The following is a 19530-nucleotide window of genomic DNA, read 5'->3' on the forward strand; positions in this document are numbered from 1 at the left end:
GTTCCGTAAAAAAAGTCTTGCCTTTTCATTTCCATTGCGACGTGAGAAATAGCAAATGGAGCGGGTGATGAGAATCGAACTCACGACCAGAGCTTGGAAGGCTCTTGTTTTACCACTAAACTACACCCGCATGTTTGATTAGGATGCCACTGCATCAGCGACATAAGTAAATATACTATACCCTGTTAAATATGTCAACAACTTTTGAGGAGAAAAAAGCTATATCATTTATTTATGCTATTTTCGAACACTGGAGCTCTAGGAAGCAGTTGATTTCCGTTTCAGGACGCTCGCTATCCGCGGGGTGTGCGGTGAGCCTTACCGGCGTATATGCCTACTTTACCGGCGTATACGCCTACTTTACCGGCGTATATGCCTACTTTACCGGCGTATACGCCTACTTTACCGGCGTATACGCCTACTTTACCGGCGTATACGCCTACTTTACCGGCGTATACGCCTACTTTACCGGCGTATACGCCTACTTTACCGGCGTATACGCCTACTTTACCTCACCTGTCACGCTACTCCCGCAGGATAAGGAACGCTTCGTCAGCATTACATCGCACGAAGAAAATGTGTATTTCATTTTCGAGGATCTTGCACCTTTCACTACAATCAACTTCGCAGTGGCGTTAACTAATCAAGTTTTTCAGAAAAGATTCTTAGCTTATTTGAAATTCTCTTCTAAGGTCTCTTACTTCTTGTCCTTCAAGATCCAGATACGAGACAGTGACTGAGCTTCCTTGTACTTCGCAAATTGCATATGTTTTCTCAAAACGCTCCCTTGGCATTCTGATGCTGCCAGGGTTGATATAAACATGCCCGTTTTGCTCAAAGCAATGAGCAGTGTGGGAATGCCCGAAACACGCGATTTTGGCACCGGTTTCTTCAGTGCGGTATGTCAGGGACACCAGCGACATTTTCACATCCATTAAATGACCATGTGTGACATAAAATACGGTATCACCGATCAATTCGATGACTTCTGTAGGAAGATCCGGTGCAGCATAATCCATATTCCCCTTCACAACCACAAAGTCTTTCAATTCTGGTGAATCAGACGTCAGTTCCGAATCTCCGCAATGTATCATAGCCTCGACTTCATGACGGTGCCGTTCCTTTATCAGTTCGAGTTCTTTTTTGTATCCATGGCTGTCACTCACAATTAACACTTTCACGGTTGGCTACCTCCTAAAACAGCAGATGCATCTGGTCTTTCAGTTCGGCCAATGCTTTCGCACGATGGCTGATTTGATTTTTTTCCTCTTTTGTAAGCTCGGCCATCGTTTTGGATGTTCCCAGAACGAGAAAAATCGGATCATAGCCGAACCCATGGCTTCCTGTTTTTTTATAAGCAATGCTGCCTTCACAATGACCTTCAACAATCACCGTTTCCTTACCCGGCCTGGCGATGGCCAATGTACAAACAAATCGCGCGGTCCGCTCCTCTTCCGGAACGCTGCGCATTTCATCCAGTACCTTGTCCATATTTTTTTCATCGTCTTTCTCTATTCCCGCATACCGGGCTGAAAAAACACCAGGTCTTCCACCGAGTGCATCAATAACAAGACCGGAATCATCCGAGATTACCGGCAAATGATATAAATTTGCAATTTCTTCTGCCTTCAGGCGGGCGTTTTCCGCAAAAGTGGTTCCTGTTTCCTCTACATCTGGCGCGTTTTCCACATCGAGTAAAGAGGAAACTTCAACACCCATTTCGGCAAACATGAATTGAAACTCTTTTACTTTCCCAGCATTTTTTGTCGCAATCAGAACTTTCATTTTTCATCCTCCGCTTCATTTATAAGTTTCACCCATTCACCGAGGACTTCCTTCTGTAATTCAATCAACTCACCAACACCTTTTGATCCAAGCTTCAGCAGAGACTGAAGCTCTGCATAAGAGAATGTCGCTTCTTCTCCGGTTCCCTGAAGCTCGACAAACTCCCCGCTTCCTGTCATCACAATATTCATGTCCACATTTGCGTTGGCGTCTTCTGCATAATTTAAATCCAAAATAGGACCCTCCGTGTGGTCAATACCCACAGAAGTTGCAGCCAGAAAATCTTTCACTGGCATCTTTTTGATCGTCTTGGCTTCGATCAGCCCGACAAAAGCCAGAACCATGGCCACAAAGGCTCCTGTTATGGATGCCGTACGGGTGCCACCGTCTGCCTGAATGACATCACAATCGATCCAGAGTGTCCGCTCGCCCATTTTAGGTAAATCCACAACCGAACGAAGTGCCCTGCCGATTAAACGCTGGATTTCCATCGTCCGGCCTGTCACCTTTCCCCTGCTTGCTTCCCGCACTGTCCGTTGTTCTGTTGCCCTTGGAAGCATGGAGTATTCAGCCGTTATCCAGCCTTTCCCCTGGTTTCTCATAAAATGCGGGACCCTGTCTTCTATACTTGCTGTACAAATGACTTTTGTATCCCCAACGGTAACTAAAACCGATCCTTCCGCATGCTTTATGTAGTCTTTTTCCATTCTGACGAATCTGAGTTCATCGTTTGACCTGCCGTCATTTCTCATTATAATCCTCCCGATGTTCCTGCTCGCTTCCTGCTCTCTTAAAACGATTTCCGAAAATTTCGTGAACAAAAAAGAGAAGGCAAGAAGCCGTCTCTTTTATCCTACCACAAGTTTATATTTCATTAAAATTCTCCGGTGTTCACCATTTCAGGACGGGAAACAGGAGCAGTAATGGATTTCCCCTCTTCATTTTTCAATTTTGCTTTGCCGTCTACCTGTATCGCTACTTTTTTCACTCCATTCAGCTCGGTCAATGATAAGACGATGGATTGGAGCACTGTGTCATCGATGGTATGTTCCGATTTGTTTTCAAGAATGGCTTTATTGAAATTTAAGGTGGCGACTCCATGTTTCAATACTGGCGGATCCAGCAATTTTACATCATTTCTCATACCAGTTAGCAGTCTGCTCTGCTCACCCGGCCCCTGAACCAGTTCATGGATCGCTGCACTGATTGGGTCTGAGTCATTTTTGGCCACCCGGCGTGTCACCGGCACATAGTAGGTTTGAGAATCATTTTGGGCAACAAAGTAGAGTGTTGCCGTGTCACTGCCTGTCATATCCACGACATCCCCGTTTTCGATGTTGATTCCATCCGCCCTGCTGATTCCATCATTGATGGGGGTGTGATTAACGGGCATTACTTTTTGATCCTTGCCGTCTATTTGTATTTTTACGTTTTTGATATTGTCAAATTGTGTGAGAGTAAAGGTAATCGCTTGAAGAAGCTTCTGCTCATCCTGCCCTCTGTAATCTATAAACTCTTTCGAAAAATTGGCTGTCGCCGTGCCATCCTTGCTGACAGCGACATCGAGCACCTGCGTGTCAGGGGGAAGAACAGCCTGAAAACCGTTGGGCAGGATATTGGAGACCGGCCCGTCCTTAACCAGATATTCGAGCACCTGCTTCGCGGCAGTTCCTGTCTTTGGCAGATTCAGCATCTGAGGCACCACCAAACCATTGCTGTCGAGCAAAAACAGCTGGCGTTTTACAGTGTTCTTGTTCGCCTTTGCCGTTGTCTCTGCATCAAGAGATTTTCCTTCTTTCACATAATTCACTTTCGGAGGATCGACCTCATTATCTGCTTTATTTCCTCCCATTCCACATCCCGCCATCAATAAGGAAGCTGACAGCAGAAGAAGCGGCGCTCCTATTTTGAACCTTTTGTACATACTTTTCCCTCCCCAAGTGGTTGTACTACTATGTATACGGGCTGTCCCCCCGTTTAGACCACTATGTTGAGAAAAAAAGAGCAAAACGGTTATCCGTTTTGCCCAAGGGTAATAAAGTGTACTTGTTCGATTTTTTGTTCCATCCAATGGTTGGCGATCTCAAGAAAATGACCGTTATCGGAAGTGGAGAAAAATTCATGCTCAGGCATCCGGTCCCCCTTGTACAAAAGACCGCTGTGATCGAGGATTGCTGACACTTCCATTGCTGTTTCAGCACCGGAGCAGATGAGTTTAATGCCATCTCCCATGACACGCTGAATGACAGGGCGCAGCAAAGGGTAGTGCGTGCAGCCGAGGATCACGGTGTCGATCGGTTTATCTTTTAATTCCTGAAGCACTTCGGATACCACATGTACCGTTTCTTCCCCGTCAAGCTCCCCCTTTTCAACCAATGGCACAAATGGGGGGCAAGCCAGACTGTGGACTGTAATGTCCCCTTTGATGCCTTTTAACGCATTTTCATAGGCGTGGCTTTTAATAGTCCCTACGGTGCCAATAACGCCCACCTGACCATTTTGTGTCACTTTAAGGGCCGTGCGTGCGCCGGGATTAATCACCCCAATAACAGGGATGCTCAGCTTTTCTTTCACTTCTTCCAATATCGCTGCCGTTGCCGTATTGCAGGCAATAACCAGCATTTTTATCTCCTTGCTCAGAAGGAATTCAATCATTTCCAGTGTATAGGTTCTGACTTCGTCCATTGGCCGCGGGCCATAAGGGCAGCGGGCTGTATCTCCCAGGTAATAGATTTCTTCCTTGGGCAGCTGCCGCATGATCTCTCTTGCCACAGTCAATCCGCCGACACCCGAGTCAATTACACCTATTGGTTTATCCATTTTTTCCGCCTCTTCTTTCTTCCGGTGTCTATTCATGTTGTATGCTCCAGCTTTAAAAAATGGTTATCTCTTCCATCTTCACTGCTGCATCCAAACATCCACCAGTTCAACACAAAATCCTTAAAAAGGATAAAAGAAAAATTCATGGTTGTCAACAAAGAAAAGCCGATCCTTTACAAAAGGACCAGCTCTTATCATTCACTTGCCATTAAAAATTTTCATTCACAAACTTTACAACTTCTTCAGCAGTATCCATGTTTAAAATCGTATCTACATGTTTTGCAGCTTCTGATTTGGAAAGTTTGGAAAGCTGGCTTCTGGCAGGAAGCACAGACGTTGCGCTCATGGAGAATTCATCGAGTCCAAGACCGAGCAGAATCGGAATAGCGATTGGATCTCCTGCCATTTCTCCACACATGCCTACCCATTTACCTTCTTTGTGGGCAGCATTGATGACCATTTGAATCAAACGGAGAATAGCCGGATTGTATGGCTGATACAAGTAGGAAACTCTCTCGTTCATTCTGTCTGCCGCCATCGTGTACTGAATAAGATCGTTTGTACCAATAGAGAAGAAATCTACTTCTTTGGCAAAACGGTCTGAAAGCACCGCAGTCGATGGAATTTCAACCATGATTCCAAGTTCAATGTTTTCTGAAACATCAATATTTTCCTTTGCGAGCTTTTCTTTTTCTTCAAGAAGAACATTCTTGGCTGCACGGAATTCGACCAGCGTCGCAATCATCGGGAACATGATCTTCAAATTACCGTATGCACTTGCACGAAGCAACGCTCTCAGCTGTGTTCTGAAGATATCCTGCTGTTCCAGGCAAAGTCGGATGGCACGGAAACCAAGAAACGGATTCATTTCTTTTGGAAGGTCCAAATAAGGCAGTTCTTTGTCACCGCCGATATCCAACGTACGGATAACAACAGGCTTTCCTTCCATTTTTTCGAGAACTTCTTTATACGCCTTAAACTGTTCTTCCTCAGTTGGAAGCTGGTCACGGCCCATATACAAGAACTCTGTTCGATAAAGCCCAACACCTTCGGCACCATTCTCAAGCACACCCTGAACGTCCTGAGGTGTTCCAATGTTGGCAGCAAGTTCTACATGCTGGCCATCAGTCGTCGTTGTTTGCTCGTTAACAAGCTTCGCCCACTCTGCTTTTTGCTCTTTATATTGATCTTGTTTCTTCCTATAAAGTGCAAGTTCCTCTTCGGTTGGGTCAACAATAACTTCACCGTCAAGTCCGTCAATCACAAGAATCGTGCCGTTTTGAATTTTCTCGGTCACTACTTTAGTTCCAACAACTGCTGGAATTTCCATTGAACGGGACATGATAGCTGAATGGGAAGTTCTTCCTCCAATATCCGTTGCAAAACCAAGAACAAATTGACGGTTAAGCTGGGCGGTATCTGACGGTGTTAAATCTTCAGCAATAATAATGACTTCTTCAGAAATACTTGCAGGGGATGAGAATTGAACTCCCAGCAAATGAGCAAGAACACGTTTAGATACGTCTCGGATATCTGCCGCACGCTCTTTCATATATTCATTGTCCATTTGTTCAAACATGGTAATGAACATGCTGGAGATTTCATCCATCGCACTTTCTGCATTTACATTTTCGCTTTCAATTTTCGTTTTTACTGCATCAATAAGCTCTGGATCTTCAAGAACAAGAAGATGGGCAGCAAAAATTGCTGCCTTATCTTCTCCTAAATCTCTTAGTGCATTTTCTTTAATAATCTGAAGTTCGCCTTTCGCCTTTTCGACAGCGGCGGAAAAACGGTTAATCTCGGAAGCAGTATCTTCCACCCGCTTCTTTTCGATTGTCAATTCAGGATTCTCAAGGATGAATGCTTTGGCAATCGCTATGCCTCCAGATGCAGCAATACCTGAAATTTTTTCAGACATTACTCACCAAGTCCTTCCTTTTTCATTACATCTTCAATCGCTTTCAACGCTTCGTCAGCATCGTTTCCTTCAGCTTTGATCGTGATTTCAGAACCGCTTTGGATTCCAAGGCTCATCACGCCCATGATGGACTTAAGGTTAACATTTTTCCCGTTGTACCCAAGAGTAATGTCTGAGCTGAATTGTCCTGCCTGGTTAACAAGAACAGTTGCCGGACGTGCGTGGATTCCTGAATCGCTAGTTACTTTAAATGTTTTTTCTGCCATGATTAAAAACTCCTTTGATATTTTTTAGTGGATTGCAATGATATTTTCTTCACCTTTAGACACATTTCCTGTTTTTTCGAGGTGAATGCTTTCTCCTTCAGCAAGGTTGGTAAACACGATTGGTGTTATAACTGATGGAGCGTTTCCTTTTACAAAATCAAGATTAACTTTCATTAATTCTTGCCCTTGCTCTATGATGTCACCCTCATTCACAAACAATTCAAAACCTTCTCCTTTAAGTTTGACCGTGTCGATTCCAAAATGGACCAGAATTTCGCGGCCGCCATCGGATTCAATTCCAATTGCGTGCTTTGTCGGGAATACGTTGATGATCTTACCATTTACTGGTGATACTACTGTTCCATCCGAAGGTTCCACAGCAAATCCATCACCCATCATTTTACCAGAAAACACTTGGTCAGGCACTTCTGTTATAGGCATGATTTTCCCTTCCAGCGGTGAAACGAAACGTTCAGCTACGGCTGGAGCAGGTACTTCCATTTCCTGCTTTTCGGTTAATGGTTCTTTCGGTGTTGCTACGACTTTACCGTCCATAATATCTTTGATTTCACTCTTAAGCGTATCTGAGCGTGTTCCGAAAATGGCCTGAATGTTGTTGCCCATTTCCAGTACACCGGAAGCTCCGAGCTTTTTCAAACGATCTTTATCGACATTTTTTGCATCATTAACCGCAACACGCAGACGTGTAATACAAGCATCAAGATCACGAATGTTTCCTTTTCCGCCAAGTCCCTCAAGAATGTTGGCCGCCAAAGAACCTTCGTTGCTCGCACTCACGTTTGTTTCTACTTCATCATCCACTACTTCGCGTCCCGGAGTCTTAAGATCCCATTTTCTGATCGCAAAGCGGAAACCGAAGTAATAAATCACGGCAAGAACCAAGCCTACCGGAATAACAAGCCACCAAGCGGTACGGCCCGGCAGAACTCCAAACAACAGATAATCGATAACCCCACCTGAGAAAGTCATACCGATTTTAACATTTAACAGCTGCATTGTCATAAATGACAACCCGGCAAAAATTGCATGAATTCCGAAAAGTACAGGAGCCACGAACAAGAATGTAAATTCAAGTGGTTCAGTAATCCCTGTAAGGAACGAAGTCAGGGCTGCAGAGCCCATGATGCCCGCTACGACTTTTTTGTGTTCAGGGCGCGCTTCATGATACATGGCAAGCGCTGCTGCCGGAAGACCAAACATCATGAACGGGAACTTACCTGTCATGAATGTACCGGCGGTTAGTGGTGCACCATCTTTAATTTGAGCAAAAAAGATTTTTTGGTCACCGCGGATGATGTCGCCGGCTTTGTCCGTATATTGCCCAAACTCAAACCAGAACGGAGAGTAGAAAATGTGGTGAAGTCCGAAAGGTATTAACGAACGTTCAATCACACCGAAAACGAAGGCTGCTAGTGTACGGTTGGAATCAAGCATAAAATGCGAGAAAGAATTTAGCCCGTGCTGTGCATAAGGCCAAACACCGATCATAATGATCCCAAGTACCAGGGATGAAACCGCTGTAATAATCGGCACAAACCGTTTACCAGCAAAGAACCCTAAGTATGGAGGCAGTTCGATCTTGTAAAAACGCTTATATAGATACGAAGCAAGAATACCTACGATAATACCGCCGAAAACACCGGTTTGCAACGTTGGAATCCCAAGCACATTGGCAAACTCCGGACTGTCTTTGATCATGTCCGGCGTGATGCCTTTTAATGTGCCCATCGTCACGTTCATGATCAAGTAACCAATGATGGCAGCAAGTCCTGCCACTCCTTCTCCGCCGGCCAGACCGACGGCTACCCCTACCGCAAAAAGCAGGGACAGGTTGGAAAACACAATGTTCCCCGAGTTTTCCATTACACTTGCCACAAGCTGGAACCAGCCGGCTTTTAATGCAGGGATCTTATCAAGCAATGCAGGGTTTTTGAACGCGTTACCAAAGGCTAAAAGCAAACCTGCCGCCGGCAAAATCGCAACCGGAAGCATCAACGCCTTACCTACCCGCTGAAGCACCCCAAAAATTTGTTTCCACATGGGTATGTTCCTCCTTATTTTTTAAATATAGTTGTATTGGAAGTTGAATCAATATAAAAAAGGCATGAGTGCAAAAAAAGCGCATACAAAAGCCAGTCAGATATAGATTATCCGAATTAAGCTCTTACTACACTTTTTTCTTCACTCATGCCTGATCGAATCAGTAACACGTAAAGCAAAAGTACATTTATTAAGTTTAAGTAAGCCTTTGCAAATGCATCGTCAGATACACTGCTTCCGCTTCCGGAATGGGCTTGTTCAACGTATTCTGCATTACCTTAATTAACTTCCAAGCAAGATTGTAGCACAAAGGATATTCTTCTTTCAACACCTTTGCTAACTTTTCTTGTTTGTCCACTTTTTCGCCGGCTTCCACCCGTTCGATTGTATGCCGCAAATGCCTGACAAGCCTCAAGTAATTGATACTTTTCCGGTCAAGCTTAATCTCAAGAGACTCTTCGATTAATTCCGCCAGCCGGTTGATCAATCGCGAATGCTGATTGATATCACTCAAACTTCTATTGGTCACGGCACTGTGGATATGAAGCGCCACAAAGCCGATCTCGCCATCAGGCAAATGAATGCCGAGAGCCTGATTGATCTCCTCGATTACTTCTTCGGCTACGGTGAATTCCTTTGGATAGAGGGTCTGGGTTTCCAAAAGAAACGGATTACGAATATCCATTCCTTGTTCCAGACGTTTAACGGCAAAAGCCATATGGTCGGTAAGGGCCACATGAATATGTTCATTTAATGTGGTTTGCATCCGCTTCTCTATGTGGGTAATCACATCGTTGAGAAGTTCGATAAATGATTCATCAAGGGAACGGACTAGAGATACATACTGCTCCTGCTCTTTTTCGCTGGTCAGAATATAGAGTTTGTCAATGACATTCGCCTCTATGACATCACCCTTTACCTTTCCAAACCCGATACCCTTTCCGATCAGGATCAATTCCATGCTTGAAGCATCTGTCGCGACCACTGCATTATTGTTGAGTGTTTTTTTAATGTGGAAGGGTGCATTCATCCTGTTTCCATTCCTTTCGAGCAGTAAGCCTAGAATTTCGCAATGCCTACATCATAGCCCAAAAAAGGTTGTTTAGCAATTATCAAAATCAGGTTACCATTTCGAAAAAGAAAAACGGCTTTCAGCGAAAGCCGTTTTCTGACTAAATTTCTAGTTCTCCAAGCCTCAATAATTCTACAACGGCTTGAGAGCGCCCTTTCACCCCAAGCTTTTGCATTGTGTTGGAAATGTGGTTGCGAACGGTCTTCTCGCTAATAAAAAGCTGTTCTGCGATTTCTTTGGTTGTCTTGTCTTGGACCAGTAATTCAAAAACTTCTCTTTCTCGTTTTGTAAGTAGAGGCTTCGGTCGGTAGTGTTTCTCTTTCAATGATTTCACCCCTCCTTGCTAGGGTATAAGAACTGCCAATGCACATTTGCAAATTGGAAGTATTTAGTCAACATATACTATGTCAGAAGCTTTTTAGGAGTGACTTGATTCATTGAAAAAGTCTCAGATTTCCTTCCTGACCTTTCCTTACTATGCGCCCGTTTTTAAAAATAGACATAAGGAAAGCCCCTCCGATTGTGAAGGGGCTTTTCCATTATACTCGGTCGCTTCCAAAAAAGTTTTTGAACGCCTGGAATGTAGTGGCACGATTCAGAGCGGCAATCGAAGTTGTCAATGGGATACCCTTTGGACAAGACTGCACGCAGTTTTGAGAGTTACCGCATGATGCAAGACCACCGTCTTCCATCAATGCATTCAAACGTTCTTCCTTGTTCATCTCTCCTGTTGGATGCGCATTGAACAATCGAACCTGAGACAAAGGCGCAGGACCGATGAAATCAGATTTGCTGTTTACGTTCGGGCATGCTTCCAGACACACACCGCATGTCATGCACTTAGAAAGCTCATATGCCCACTGGCGTTTTGTTTCCGGCATGCGGGGTCCAGGACCTAAATCATAGGTACCATCGATTGGAATCCATGCTTTCACACGCTTCAGGGCATCGAACATACGGCTTCGGTCGACAGCAAGGTCACGTACGACCGGGAATGTTTTCATTGGGGCCAGACGAATCGGCTGTTCAAGCTTGTCAACGAGAGCCGTACACGCCTGACGCGGCTTCCCATTAATGACCATGGAGCATGCTCCACATACTTCTTCAAGGCAATTCATTTCCCACGTAACAGGAGTAGTCGCTTCCCCTTTTGCGTTCACAGGGCTTCTGCGGATCTCCATCAGCGCGGAAATGACATTCATATTCGCACGATATTCAAGCTCGAACTCTTCTTCGTACGGGGCCGTTTCAGGAGTGTCTTGTCTCGTGATGAGAAACTTAATGGTCTTATCACTCATGATTTATTTCGCCTCCGCTTTCTTTTTGGAATAGTCACGCTTACGCGGCTTGATGTATTGAATGTCCACTTCTTCATAAGAAAAATCTGGACCGTTAGTTGCAGGGTTAAAGGTTGCTTTTGTTGTCTTTAGCCATTCATCATCATTACGATCCGGGAAGTCCGGCTTATAGTGCGCACCGCGGCTTTCATCACGGTTTAAGGCACCAAGCGTAATGACTCTTCCAAGCTGAAGCATATGCCACAGCTGGCGGGTAAAGGATGCACCCTGGTTGCTCCACTTGGCTGTATCATTGATGTTGACCTTTTTGTATCGCTCCATCAATTCCTGGATTTTTTCATCCGTTTGCTGAAGCTTGTCATTATAGCGTACAACTGTAACGTTATCCGTCATCCATTCACCAAGTTCTTTGTGAAGAACATACGCATTTTCATTACCGTCCATGCTAAGAATGTTATCGTATTTTTCTTGCTCTTTGCGAACCTGCTGCTCAAATACAGAAGCAGAAACGTCATCCGAGCTTTTTTCAAGACCGTTTACATATGCAGCAGCTGCAGGGCCCGCCTGCATTCCACCGAAAATGGCAGAAAGAAGTGAGTTGGCACCCAAACGGTTGGCTCCGTGGTATTGATACTCACATTCACCCGCAGCGAAAAGACCAGGGATGGTGGTCATCTGGTTAAAGTCAACCCACATGCCTCCCATGGAATAATGGACAGCAGGGAAGATTTTCATCGGAACTTTACGAGGGTCATCCCCCATGAATTTTTCATAGATTTCTATAATTCCGCCAAGCTTGATGTCCAGCTCTTTCGGATCTTTATGAGAAAGGTCAAGATAGACCATGTTTTCGCCGTTGATTCCCAATTTTTCATCTACACACACATGGAAAATTTCACGTGTAGCAATATCACGAGGAACAAGGTTTCCATATGCAGGATACTTTTCTTCAAGGAAGTACCAAGGTTTACCATCTTTATAGGTCCAAACGCGACCACCTTCACCACGGGCTGATTCACTCATAAGACGAAGCTTGTCATCCCCCGGGATTGCTGTTGGGTGAATTTGAATGAACTCACCATTTGCATAATCAACACCTTGCTGGTATAGAGAAGCTGCTGCTGCACCAGTATTGATGACAGAGTTCGTAGATTTACCAAAGATAATTCCAGGTCCTCCGGTCGCCATGATAACAGCGTCCGCAGCAAAGCTGTGAATCTCCATGGATTTTAAGTTTTGGGAAGTAATACCGCGGCAAACTCCTTCATCATCGACGATCGCGGACAAGAATTCCCAGCCTTCATATTTGGTAACCAGGCCGGCTACTTCATGGCGTCTTACTTGCTCGTCCAACGCATACAGAAGCTGCTGTCCGGTTGTTGCTCCGGCAAAAGCGGTTCGGTGATGCTGTGTTCCCCCGAAACGGCGGAAATCAAGCAATCCTTCCGGTGTACGGTTAAACATTACACCCATGCGGTCCATAAGATGGATAATTCCTGGTGCCGCTTCGCACATCGCCTTTACAGGAGTTTGGTTCGCAAGAAAGTCTCCCCCATAAATCGTATCATCGAAATGGACGTACGGAGAATCCCCTTCCCCTTTTGTATTTACAGCCCCGTTAATTCCGCCCTGTGCACATACAGAGTGGGAACGTTTAACAGGAACGAGCGAAAACAAGTCAACCTTCATACCGGCTTCAGCTGCCTTGATGGTAGCCATTAGCCCGGCAAGGCCTCCACCAACAATAATAATATTTCCTTTACTCAAGATGGTTCACCCCTTCTTAAATGAATGCAAAAATAGTTCGGACACTCACGATCGCAAGCGCAACAAAAACGCCCATCGTCACGTAAGTAGAAATTCTCTGTGATCGAGGCGAAACCGTAAGACCCCAGCTGACAAAAAATGACCATAAACCGTTTGAAAAGTGAAATACGGCGGAAAGAACACCGATTAAGTAAAATGCCACCATGAATGGTGAGCTTAAAATGTCTGCCATCATCTGATAGTTTACTTCTGCTCCAAAGGCTGCTGCAATTCGAGTTTCCCAAACATGCCAGGAAACGTAGATTAGAGTAATAACTCCAGTTACACGCTGTAAAAGATACATCCAGTTACGGAAATACCCATAACGGCTTGTGTTGTTCTTTGCCGTAAAAGTAATATAAAGACCGTAAATTGCATGGAAATAGAGAGGAATAAAAATAACAACCGCTTCCAGAATATAACGGAATGGTAAGTTGCCCATAAAATCTGCTGCATTATCAAACGATGCTGCCCCTTTTGTTGCAAAGTAGTTTACAACGAGATGCTCTAGTAGAAATAGTCCTACCGGGATTACACCGAGTAATGAGTGTAGCCTTCTTGTGTTAAAACTTCGACTGCCTGCCATTCAATTTGCCCCTTTCTAAATTACCTCTGTCTTTTTTGAAACCACTGGTTTCTCTCCGTCCCTTTTTGAAAGCTATTCCTCAGCGCTTGAAGTAAAAAGATGATCGTTAATGCGTTAACTTAATAACATGTTTCATTTTACTCCCATCGTTTGACACCGTCAAGAAAACGTTAACATAAAAATTTCAAAAAAGTCTTGATTTAAAAGGGTTTTTTCAACGTCATCGCTCACGGAAAATTCGACAAATATGTGACTTTTTATAGAGTTCTCGTATTATTCAGGCTATAATGGAAAACGTAGAAAGCGGGGAGATCGAAATGGAACAACATGAGAACATCCAGCAAAGCGAGGAAAAGGCAACAAAAGAAACTCCACCTGCTGGAGGTGTTCCGGTTTTCGGCTATGAACTTTTGAAAAACATTCTGCTGCCGGAATTGCTTGGAAAAGAAGAACGCAACATCCTGTATTGGGCCGGACGCAGCCTGGCAAGGAAGTTTCCTTTAAGCTCAACGGAAGAACTGGTTCACTTTTTTGCAGAAGCCGGTTGGGGAAGCCTGATTATTGCCGAAATGAACAAGAATGAGATGATATTGGAACTGTCTTCTCCACTCATTGACAAACGCTTTGAACTACAGGAAAACCCCACCTTCGGCCTGGAAGCAGGGTTTATTGCAGAACAAGTACAAAATCAGCGAAAGTGCATCTCGGAAACCTATGAAACGGTAAAGCGTAAAAATAAAATTCAATTTACTGTACAATGGGACCGAAAAGACGAAACATCCACCGAAAAACTAGCTTAAGTCCACTCACTATGAAACCGGCATGCCGGTTTTTTTTATTTTTACTTCCTAATTGACAACTTTATGGCCCGTCCCTTAATGTTAACTTGTAAATTATTTAAGTTGACAATCAGGAGGGAATTCTATGGACTGGACCCAGCTTGGAAAAGATGTGATCAACGGAAAAGTGCTTACCCATCAAGAAGCCATGAGCATTCTGGAGTCTTCGGATGATGATCTGCTTCCCCTTCTTCAAGGCTCATTTATCGTGAGAAAGCATTACTTTGGAAAGAAGGTAAAATTGAATAAAATCATCAATACAAAATCCGGCATGTGCCCCGAAGACTGCGGATATTGCTCGCAATCTTCTGTTTCTTATGCATCAATTGAAAAATACACAATGATGGATAAAGAAACCATTGTCGCCGGGGCAGAGAAAGCCTATCAGCAAAATGTCAGAACGTATTGTATTGTCTCAAGCGGGCGCGGACCACTCCAGAGAGACTTGACGACCGTGATCGAAGCCGTAAAGGAAATCAAATCCTCGTATACTATGAAGATATGCGCCTGCCTGGGCATTGTCAGTGAAACTCAAGCACAGCAGCTTAAGGAAGCAGGCGTAGAACGATACAACCATAACATCAACACATCCGAAGACCACCACAGTGTCATCACGACCACCCATACATATGCAGACAGGGTCTCCACCCTAGACAAAATAAAAGAAGCCGGCCTTTCACCTTGTTCGGGAGTCATTATCGGCATGGGAGAAAGCAACAAGGATATTATATCTATGGCCAAGTCGCTCCGGGAGATCGATGCGGATTCGATTCCCGTCAATTTCCTTCATGCCATCCCGGGCACTCCTCTTGAAAACATGGACAATCTGAATCCACGTTTCTGCTTAAAGGTACTGGCTTTGTTCAGGTATATGAACCCTGCGAAGGAAATCAGAATATCCGGCGGCAGGGAAGTTAATCTTCGCAGCCTTCAGCCGCTGGGGCTTTACGCGGCGAACTCCATTTTTGTCGGGGATTATCTGACGACCGGCGGACAGGAAACTACTGCAGATCATCAAATTCTTGAGGACCTCGGGTTTGAGATCGACTTTTTGAACGATAAGGCAAACGTATAGAAAAATAAAACGTCCGGGCAAAATGGCCCGGACGTTATTACGCGTGTTGAACTGGTACTCTCGCATCCAGTTCAAATACATCATGAAGTGTCTCAATAGCATTAATCATATCCTGCTGCCCTACTACAGTGGATACTTTGATCTCTGAGGTACTTACCATTTTGATCATAATATTCTGATCAGATAAAGCCTTAAACATTTGTGCCGCGACACCAGGATTGGAGATCATCCCTGAGCCGACAATGGAAACCTTCGCCAGTCCATCTTCGTGGAGAATTTGGCTGAAACCAAGCTGTCCTTTGTTTTGCTCCAAAAGCTGGACCGTCTCATCAAAAATGGCACTGTCAATGGAGAAGGAAATGTTGGTTTTTTCCTGCTTGTTTACACTTTGAATAATAATATCAACATTAATGTTATTGTCCGCGAGCAAAGAAAATACAGACGAAAGTGTATTCAATCCGTTCGGGAGATTCTCAATTGTGATTTTGGTAACATTGCCTTCAAAAGCCAGTCCTCTTACCACTAGATTGTTTTCCATTTCTGCTTCCTCCTCAACGATTGTTCCACGTTCCTCTTCCATGCTTGAACGAACTTCAAGCTTTACTCCGTAATTCTTGGCAAATTCAACTGCTCTTGGATGCAGGACCCCTGCCCCCAAATTGGCCAGCTCAAGCATTTCATCATAAGAAATGGCAGCCAGTTTCCGCGCATGCTTCACAACCCGGGGATCGGTGGTAAACACACCGGTCACATCCGTATAAATTTCGCACTTGTCCGCACGAAGGGCTGCAGCTATAGCAACAGCTGTTGTGTCCGAGCCTCCCCGACCTAGAGTCGTAATCCTTTGCGAGGCTGTCCACCCTTGAAATCCGGCAACGACTGCTATTTTCCCTTCATTTAAAAGCGTTTCGATTCTTTTCGTATCAATGTCCAATATTCTCGCATTTCCATGAAGGCTCTCCGTTTGGATACCCGCCTGCCATCCGGTGAGAGATTCCGCCGGGTGACCGGCCTCCTCAAGAGCCATGGCTAACAATGATATGGTAATTTGTTCACCTGTGGTGAGCAGCATGTCCATTTCCCGTTTGGATGGTTTGCTTGTGATTTCTCCTGCCAGCTTTACCAAATCGTCGGTTGTCTTGCCCATGGCAGAAACAACCGCAATCACCTGATTTCCTTCATTTGCTGCCTGAATAATCCGTCTGGCCGCATTCCTGATTTTTTCGGGAGTACCTACACTTGTCCCTCCGAATTTTTGAACGATTAACGCCACAATGGTCCATCCTTTCTTATCCGCAAAAAGTTGTTATGCTAAAAAGACACCCAGATATGGCCAGCCAAGTCCTGGCTTCCACTTTTTCAACAGACTGTAAAACTGTTTATGAATACAAAAAAGCAGCAATAAGGAAAAGACCTTATTGCTGCTTGAATAGGCAACAGTAAGCCAGCATGTTTTCCCCTCATGTGAGATAGTCCTCCACACATCCTCCGGGCAAGGAATGTGTGACAGCTCTGCATTTATTCAATGCAGGTCCAGCCTTAAGAAAAAGGAAGTTTCCTAAAGCTTCGGCAAAAATCCCCTTTCAGCCACCGTCATAAGAGCTCCTTCTCTTCCGGTTGCTTACTATTGGTTTTTGCTCCTCTACCATCACTTCAAAAACTGAAGTATGGCGCTCTTTTAAAATTTGTATTTAGTGTAGCAAAGCAGATTTTAAAAATCAACCCTTTTTTATGATGGATCCTTTTGCAGCGCCTGCATGATTTCTTCTGCTACCCCCATGGGGATGCCTGCTGCCCGGAAATCCTCCATGGTCGCCTCTTTCATCTTTTTTATGGATCCAAATTTTCTCAGCAGCAGTTTTTTTCTTTTTTCACCGACACCCGGGATATTATCAAGGCTGGAACGAAACATGCCCTTATCCCTGACCTGACGGTGGAACGTGATGGCAAAACGGTGCACCTCATCTTGTATGCGCTGCAGAAGATAAAACTCCTGGCTGTTTCTCGGCATTTCCATAATTTCCGGAGGATCTCCCATTAACAATTGAGACGTGCGGTGTTTTTCATCCTTCGCTAATCCGCCAACCGGGATAAAGAGATTTAATTCATTTTCAAGAACATCCTGCGCTGCGGCAATCTGTCCTTTTCCGCCATCAATGATTATCAGATCCGGAAGCTGTCCATTTTCCTTCAGAATCCGTGAATACCTTCTCCGCACGACCTCTTTCATGGAAGCATAATCATCAGGACCGGTTACCGTTTTAATCTTGTATTTCCGGTACTCTTTTTTGTTTGGTTTACCATCCTCGAAAACAATCATCGCCGACACCGGGCTGGTGCCATGGATATTTGAATTATCAAATGCTTCTATCCGGTAAGGGGCCGGGATGTTCAGCTGCCTTCCAAGGCTTTCGACCGCTTTGATGGTCCGTTCTTCATCACGCTCGATGAGTGCAAACTTTTCTTTCAGCGCATTTTGGGCATTCTTCGTGGCAAGATCAACAAATTCTTTCTTTTGCCTTTGTTTTGGCTGCGACACCTTCACCTGAAGCAGCTCGTTCACCATATCCCCGTTTACCTCTTGAGGCAAAATAATTTCTTTGGGGAGGATATGGCTTTTTTGCAGGTAAAACTGACCGATAAACGTTAAGAAATCCTCGGAGGCTTCTCCATAGAACGGAAAAAGGGAAACGTCTCTCTCGATCAGTTTGCCCTGCCTGATGAAGAAAACCTGAACACACATCCAGCCTTTGTCGTAATGATAGCCAAACACGTCTTTGTCCGCCATATCAGCGGTCATCATTTTCTGCTTCTGCATAACGGCATCGATATGCTGGATCTGGTCCCTGAGTTCCTTTGCGCGTTCAAAATTAAGCTCTTCCGATGCCGCAAGCATTTTTTTCGTTAATTCTTCCCTAACTTCGGGAAAACCACCATTTAAAAACTTCACGATCTCATCGACCATCTTTTTATTCTGTTCCTTCGTAATATCATACACACAAGGCCCCAGACATTGTCCGATGTGGTAGTACAGGCACACTTTATTTGGCATATGATCGCATTTGCGCAGCGGATACAAACGGTCCAGCAGCTTCTTGGTCTCCTGGGCTGCATAGGCATTGACAAAGGGCCCGAAATACTTGCCCTTATCTTTTTTTACCTTTCTGGTATATAAAAGCCTTGGCTGTTCCTCTCCGGTTATTTTCAGATAAGGATAGGTTTTATCATCTTTCAGCATGACATTAAACTTCGGATCGTATTTTTTGATCAGGTTCATTTCAAGAAGGAGAGCCTCAAATTCCGAGGAGGTAATGATGTATTCAAAATCCGCAATGTTCGCTACCAGACGCTGAGTTTTCCCATCATGCGAACCTGAAAAATAAGACCTTACCCGGTTCTTAAGGACCTTTGCTTTACCAACATAGATAACCTTTCCGAACTGGTCTTTCATGAGGTAGCATCCTGGCTGATCGGGAAGTACTGCCAACTTTTCTCTTATAATATCCAACGTGCCTCTCCCCCCTTTTTCTATGTAATATCATAGCATGATACCCTTAATTTTGCAGTTCATAAGAACAGACGCTCTCTATAATTAAAGCCAAGAAAAAGGCCAGCCATATCATGGCCAGCCCTTCCTTCGTTTTTTATTTGTGTTTGTTTAACAGTTCGCCCAGTGCTTCTTTCGGCTGGAAGCCTACAACCTGGTCAACGACCTCACCATTTTTGAAAACGATAAGAGTTGGAATGCTCATTACTCCATATTTTCCGGCTACTTCCTGGTTTTCGTCAACATCAAGTTTTACTACTTTTAGATCTTCGTTCTCGCTGGCAAGCTCTTCTAGAACCGGCGCGATCATTTTACAAGGTCCGCACCATGGTGCCCAAAAGTCTGCTAGCACTAGGCCTTCACTTGTTTCTTGGCTGAACGTCTGATCAGTTGCATTTACAATTGCCATATTAAAATTGCCTCCTTAATTTCAGCATGTAAACAGAGTATATCA

18 protein-coding genes, 1 tRNA gene and 1 riboswitch are annotated in these 19530 nt (G+C 44.5%); of the genes, 2 read left to right on the forward strand and 17 right to left on the reverse strand.

What is annotated here, in order from left to right; all coding sequences use genetic code 11:
- Window positions 1-56 precede the first annotated feature (56 nt).
- The 14 genes from QNH15_RS17125 to QNH15_RS17190 form a co-directional block, all read right to left on the reverse strand.
- Window positions 57-130 (reverse strand) — tRNA-Gly (locus QNH15_RS17125).
- Window positions 131-665: 535 nt separating this feature from the next.
- Entirely contained in the window at window positions 666-1181 is a 516-nt protein-coding gene (locus QNH15_RS17130; protein WP_283889453.1) for a metallophosphoesterase family protein, read from the reverse strand.
- 13 nt (window positions 1182-1194) lie between these two features.
- On the reverse strand, window positions 1195-1785 hold the full coding sequence (locus QNH15_RS17135; protein ID WP_283889454.1) for an XTP/dITP diphosphatase: 591 nt from the start codon (window positions 1783-1785) through the stop codon (window positions 1195-1197).
- The gene (rph, locus tag QNH15_RS17140) at window positions 1782-2537 is read right to left on the reverse strand and encodes a ribonuclease PH (RefSeq protein ID WP_283889455.1); all 756 of its coding nucleotides are present in this window, start codon (window positions 2535-2537) and stop codon (window positions 1782-1784) included. The genes QNH15_RS17135 and rph overlap by 4 nt, the downstream gene beginning before the upstream one ends.
- A gap of 122 nt (window positions 2538-2659) precedes the next feature.
- Window positions 2660-3709, reverse strand: a complete 1050-nt coding sequence (locus QNH15_RS17145; protein WP_283889456.1) for a GerMN domain-containing protein — start codon at window positions 3707-3709, stop codon at window positions 2660-2662.
- A gap of 89 nt (window positions 3710-3798) precedes the next feature.
- Entirely contained in the window at window positions 3799-4605 is an 807-nt protein-coding gene (racE, locus tag QNH15_RS17150; RefSeq protein ID WP_283895619.1) for a glutamate racemase, read from the reverse strand.
- Window positions 4606-4813: 208 nt separating this feature from the next.
- Window positions 4814-6526 (reverse strand): phosphoenolpyruvate--protein phosphotransferase, encoded by a 1713-nt coding sequence (gene ptsP / locus QNH15_RS17155; protein ID WP_283889457.1) that lies wholly within the window; start codon window positions 6524-6526, stop codon window positions 4814-4816.
- The gene (locus QNH15_RS17160; protein WP_090234822.1) at window positions 6526-6792 is read right to left on the reverse strand and encodes a phosphocarrier protein HPr; all 267 of its coding nucleotides are present in this window, start codon (window positions 6790-6792) and stop codon (window positions 6526-6528) included. Before QNH15_RS17160 ends, ptsP begins: the two co-directional genes overlap by 1 nt.
- A gap of 24 nt (window positions 6793-6816) precedes the next feature.
- A complete protein-coding gene (gene ptsG, locus QNH15_RS17165) occupies window positions 6817-8853 on the reverse strand; it encodes a glucose-specific PTS transporter subunit IIBC (protein WP_283889458.1) in 2037 nt (678 codons plus the stop codon).
- Between the two features lie 196 nt (window positions 8854-9049).
- Window positions 9050-9883: a glucose PTS transporter transcription antiterminator GlcT gene (gene glcT / locus QNH15_RS17170; protein ID WP_129474694.1), complete on the reverse strand. Its 834-nt coding sequence runs from the start codon at window positions 9881-9883 to the stop codon at window positions 9050-9052.
- Window positions 9884-10025: 142 nt separating this feature from the next.
- On the reverse strand, window positions 10026-10250 hold the full coding sequence (locus QNH15_RS17175; protein WP_007202417.1) for a helix-turn-helix domain-containing protein: 225 nt from the start codon (window positions 10248-10250) through the stop codon (window positions 10026-10028).
- 214 nt (window positions 10251-10464) lie between these two features.
- Entirely contained in the window at window positions 10465-11223 is a 759-nt protein-coding gene (gene sdhB / locus QNH15_RS17180; protein ID WP_090234828.1) for a succinate dehydrogenase iron-sulfur subunit, read from the reverse strand.
- A 3-nt stretch (window positions 11224-11226) separates the two neighbouring features.
- Window positions 11227-12990 (reverse strand): succinate dehydrogenase flavoprotein subunit, encoded by a 1764-nt coding sequence (gene sdhA, locus QNH15_RS17185; RefSeq protein WP_283889459.1) that lies wholly within the window; start codon window positions 12988-12990, stop codon window positions 11227-11229.
- A gap of 16 nt (window positions 12991-13006) precedes the next feature.
- Window positions 13007-13615 (reverse strand): succinate dehydrogenase cytochrome b558 subunit, encoded by a 609-nt coding sequence (locus QNH15_RS17190; protein WP_061972564.1) that lies wholly within the window; start codon window positions 13613-13615, stop codon window positions 13007-13009.
- Between the two features lie 317 nt (window positions 13616-13932).
- Between QNH15_RS17190 and QNH15_RS17195 the strand changes: the two genes are divergently transcribed.
- Together QNH15_RS17195 and bioB are read left to right on the forward strand one after the other, a co-directional pair.
- Window positions 13933-14415 carry a YslB family protein gene (locus QNH15_RS17195; protein WP_129474688.1) on the forward strand — a complete coding sequence of 161 codons (483 nt, stop codon included), beginning with the start codon at window positions 13933-13935 and terminating at the stop codon, window positions 14413-14415.
- Window positions 14416-14539: 124 nt separating this feature from the next.
- A complete protein-coding gene (gene bioB, locus QNH15_RS17200) occupies window positions 14540-15529 on the forward strand; it encodes a biotin synthase BioB (protein ID WP_283889460.1) in 990 nt (329 codons plus the stop codon).
- A 37-nt stretch (window positions 15530-15566) separates the two neighbouring features.
- On the opposite strand, the gene QNH15_RS17205 is transcribed toward bioB, so the two are convergent.
- The 3 genes from QNH15_RS17205 to trxA all read right to left on the reverse strand — a co-directional run bounded on the left by QNH15_RS17205 (window position 15567) and on the right by trxA (window position 19485).
- Complete coding sequence (locus tag QNH15_RS17205) at window positions 15567-16802, reverse strand: aspartate kinase (protein ID WP_061972562.1); 1236 nt, start codon at window positions 16800-16802, stop codon at window positions 15567-15569.
- Window positions 16803-16991: 189 nt separating this feature from the next.
- Window positions 16992-17182, reverse strand: a riboswitch (Lysine riboswitch).
- 76 nt (window positions 17183-17258) lie between these two features.
- Window positions 17259-18980, reverse strand: a complete 1722-nt coding sequence (gene uvrC / locus QNH15_RS17210) for an excinuclease ABC subunit UvrC (RefSeq protein WP_430667171.1) — start codon at window positions 18978-18980, stop codon at window positions 17259-17261.
- A 193-nt stretch (window positions 18981-19173) separates the two neighbouring features.
- Entirely contained in the window at window positions 19174-19485 is a 312-nt protein-coding gene (trxA, locus tag QNH15_RS17215; protein WP_061972561.1) for a thioredoxin, read from the reverse strand.
- Window positions 19486-19530: the final 45 nt, after the last annotated feature.

The sequence above is a fragment of the Fictibacillus enclensis genome, assembly GCF_030123385.1.
Lineage (GTDB): Bacteria > Bacillota > Bacilli > Bacillales > Fictibacillaceae > Fictibacillus_C > Fictibacillus_C enclensis.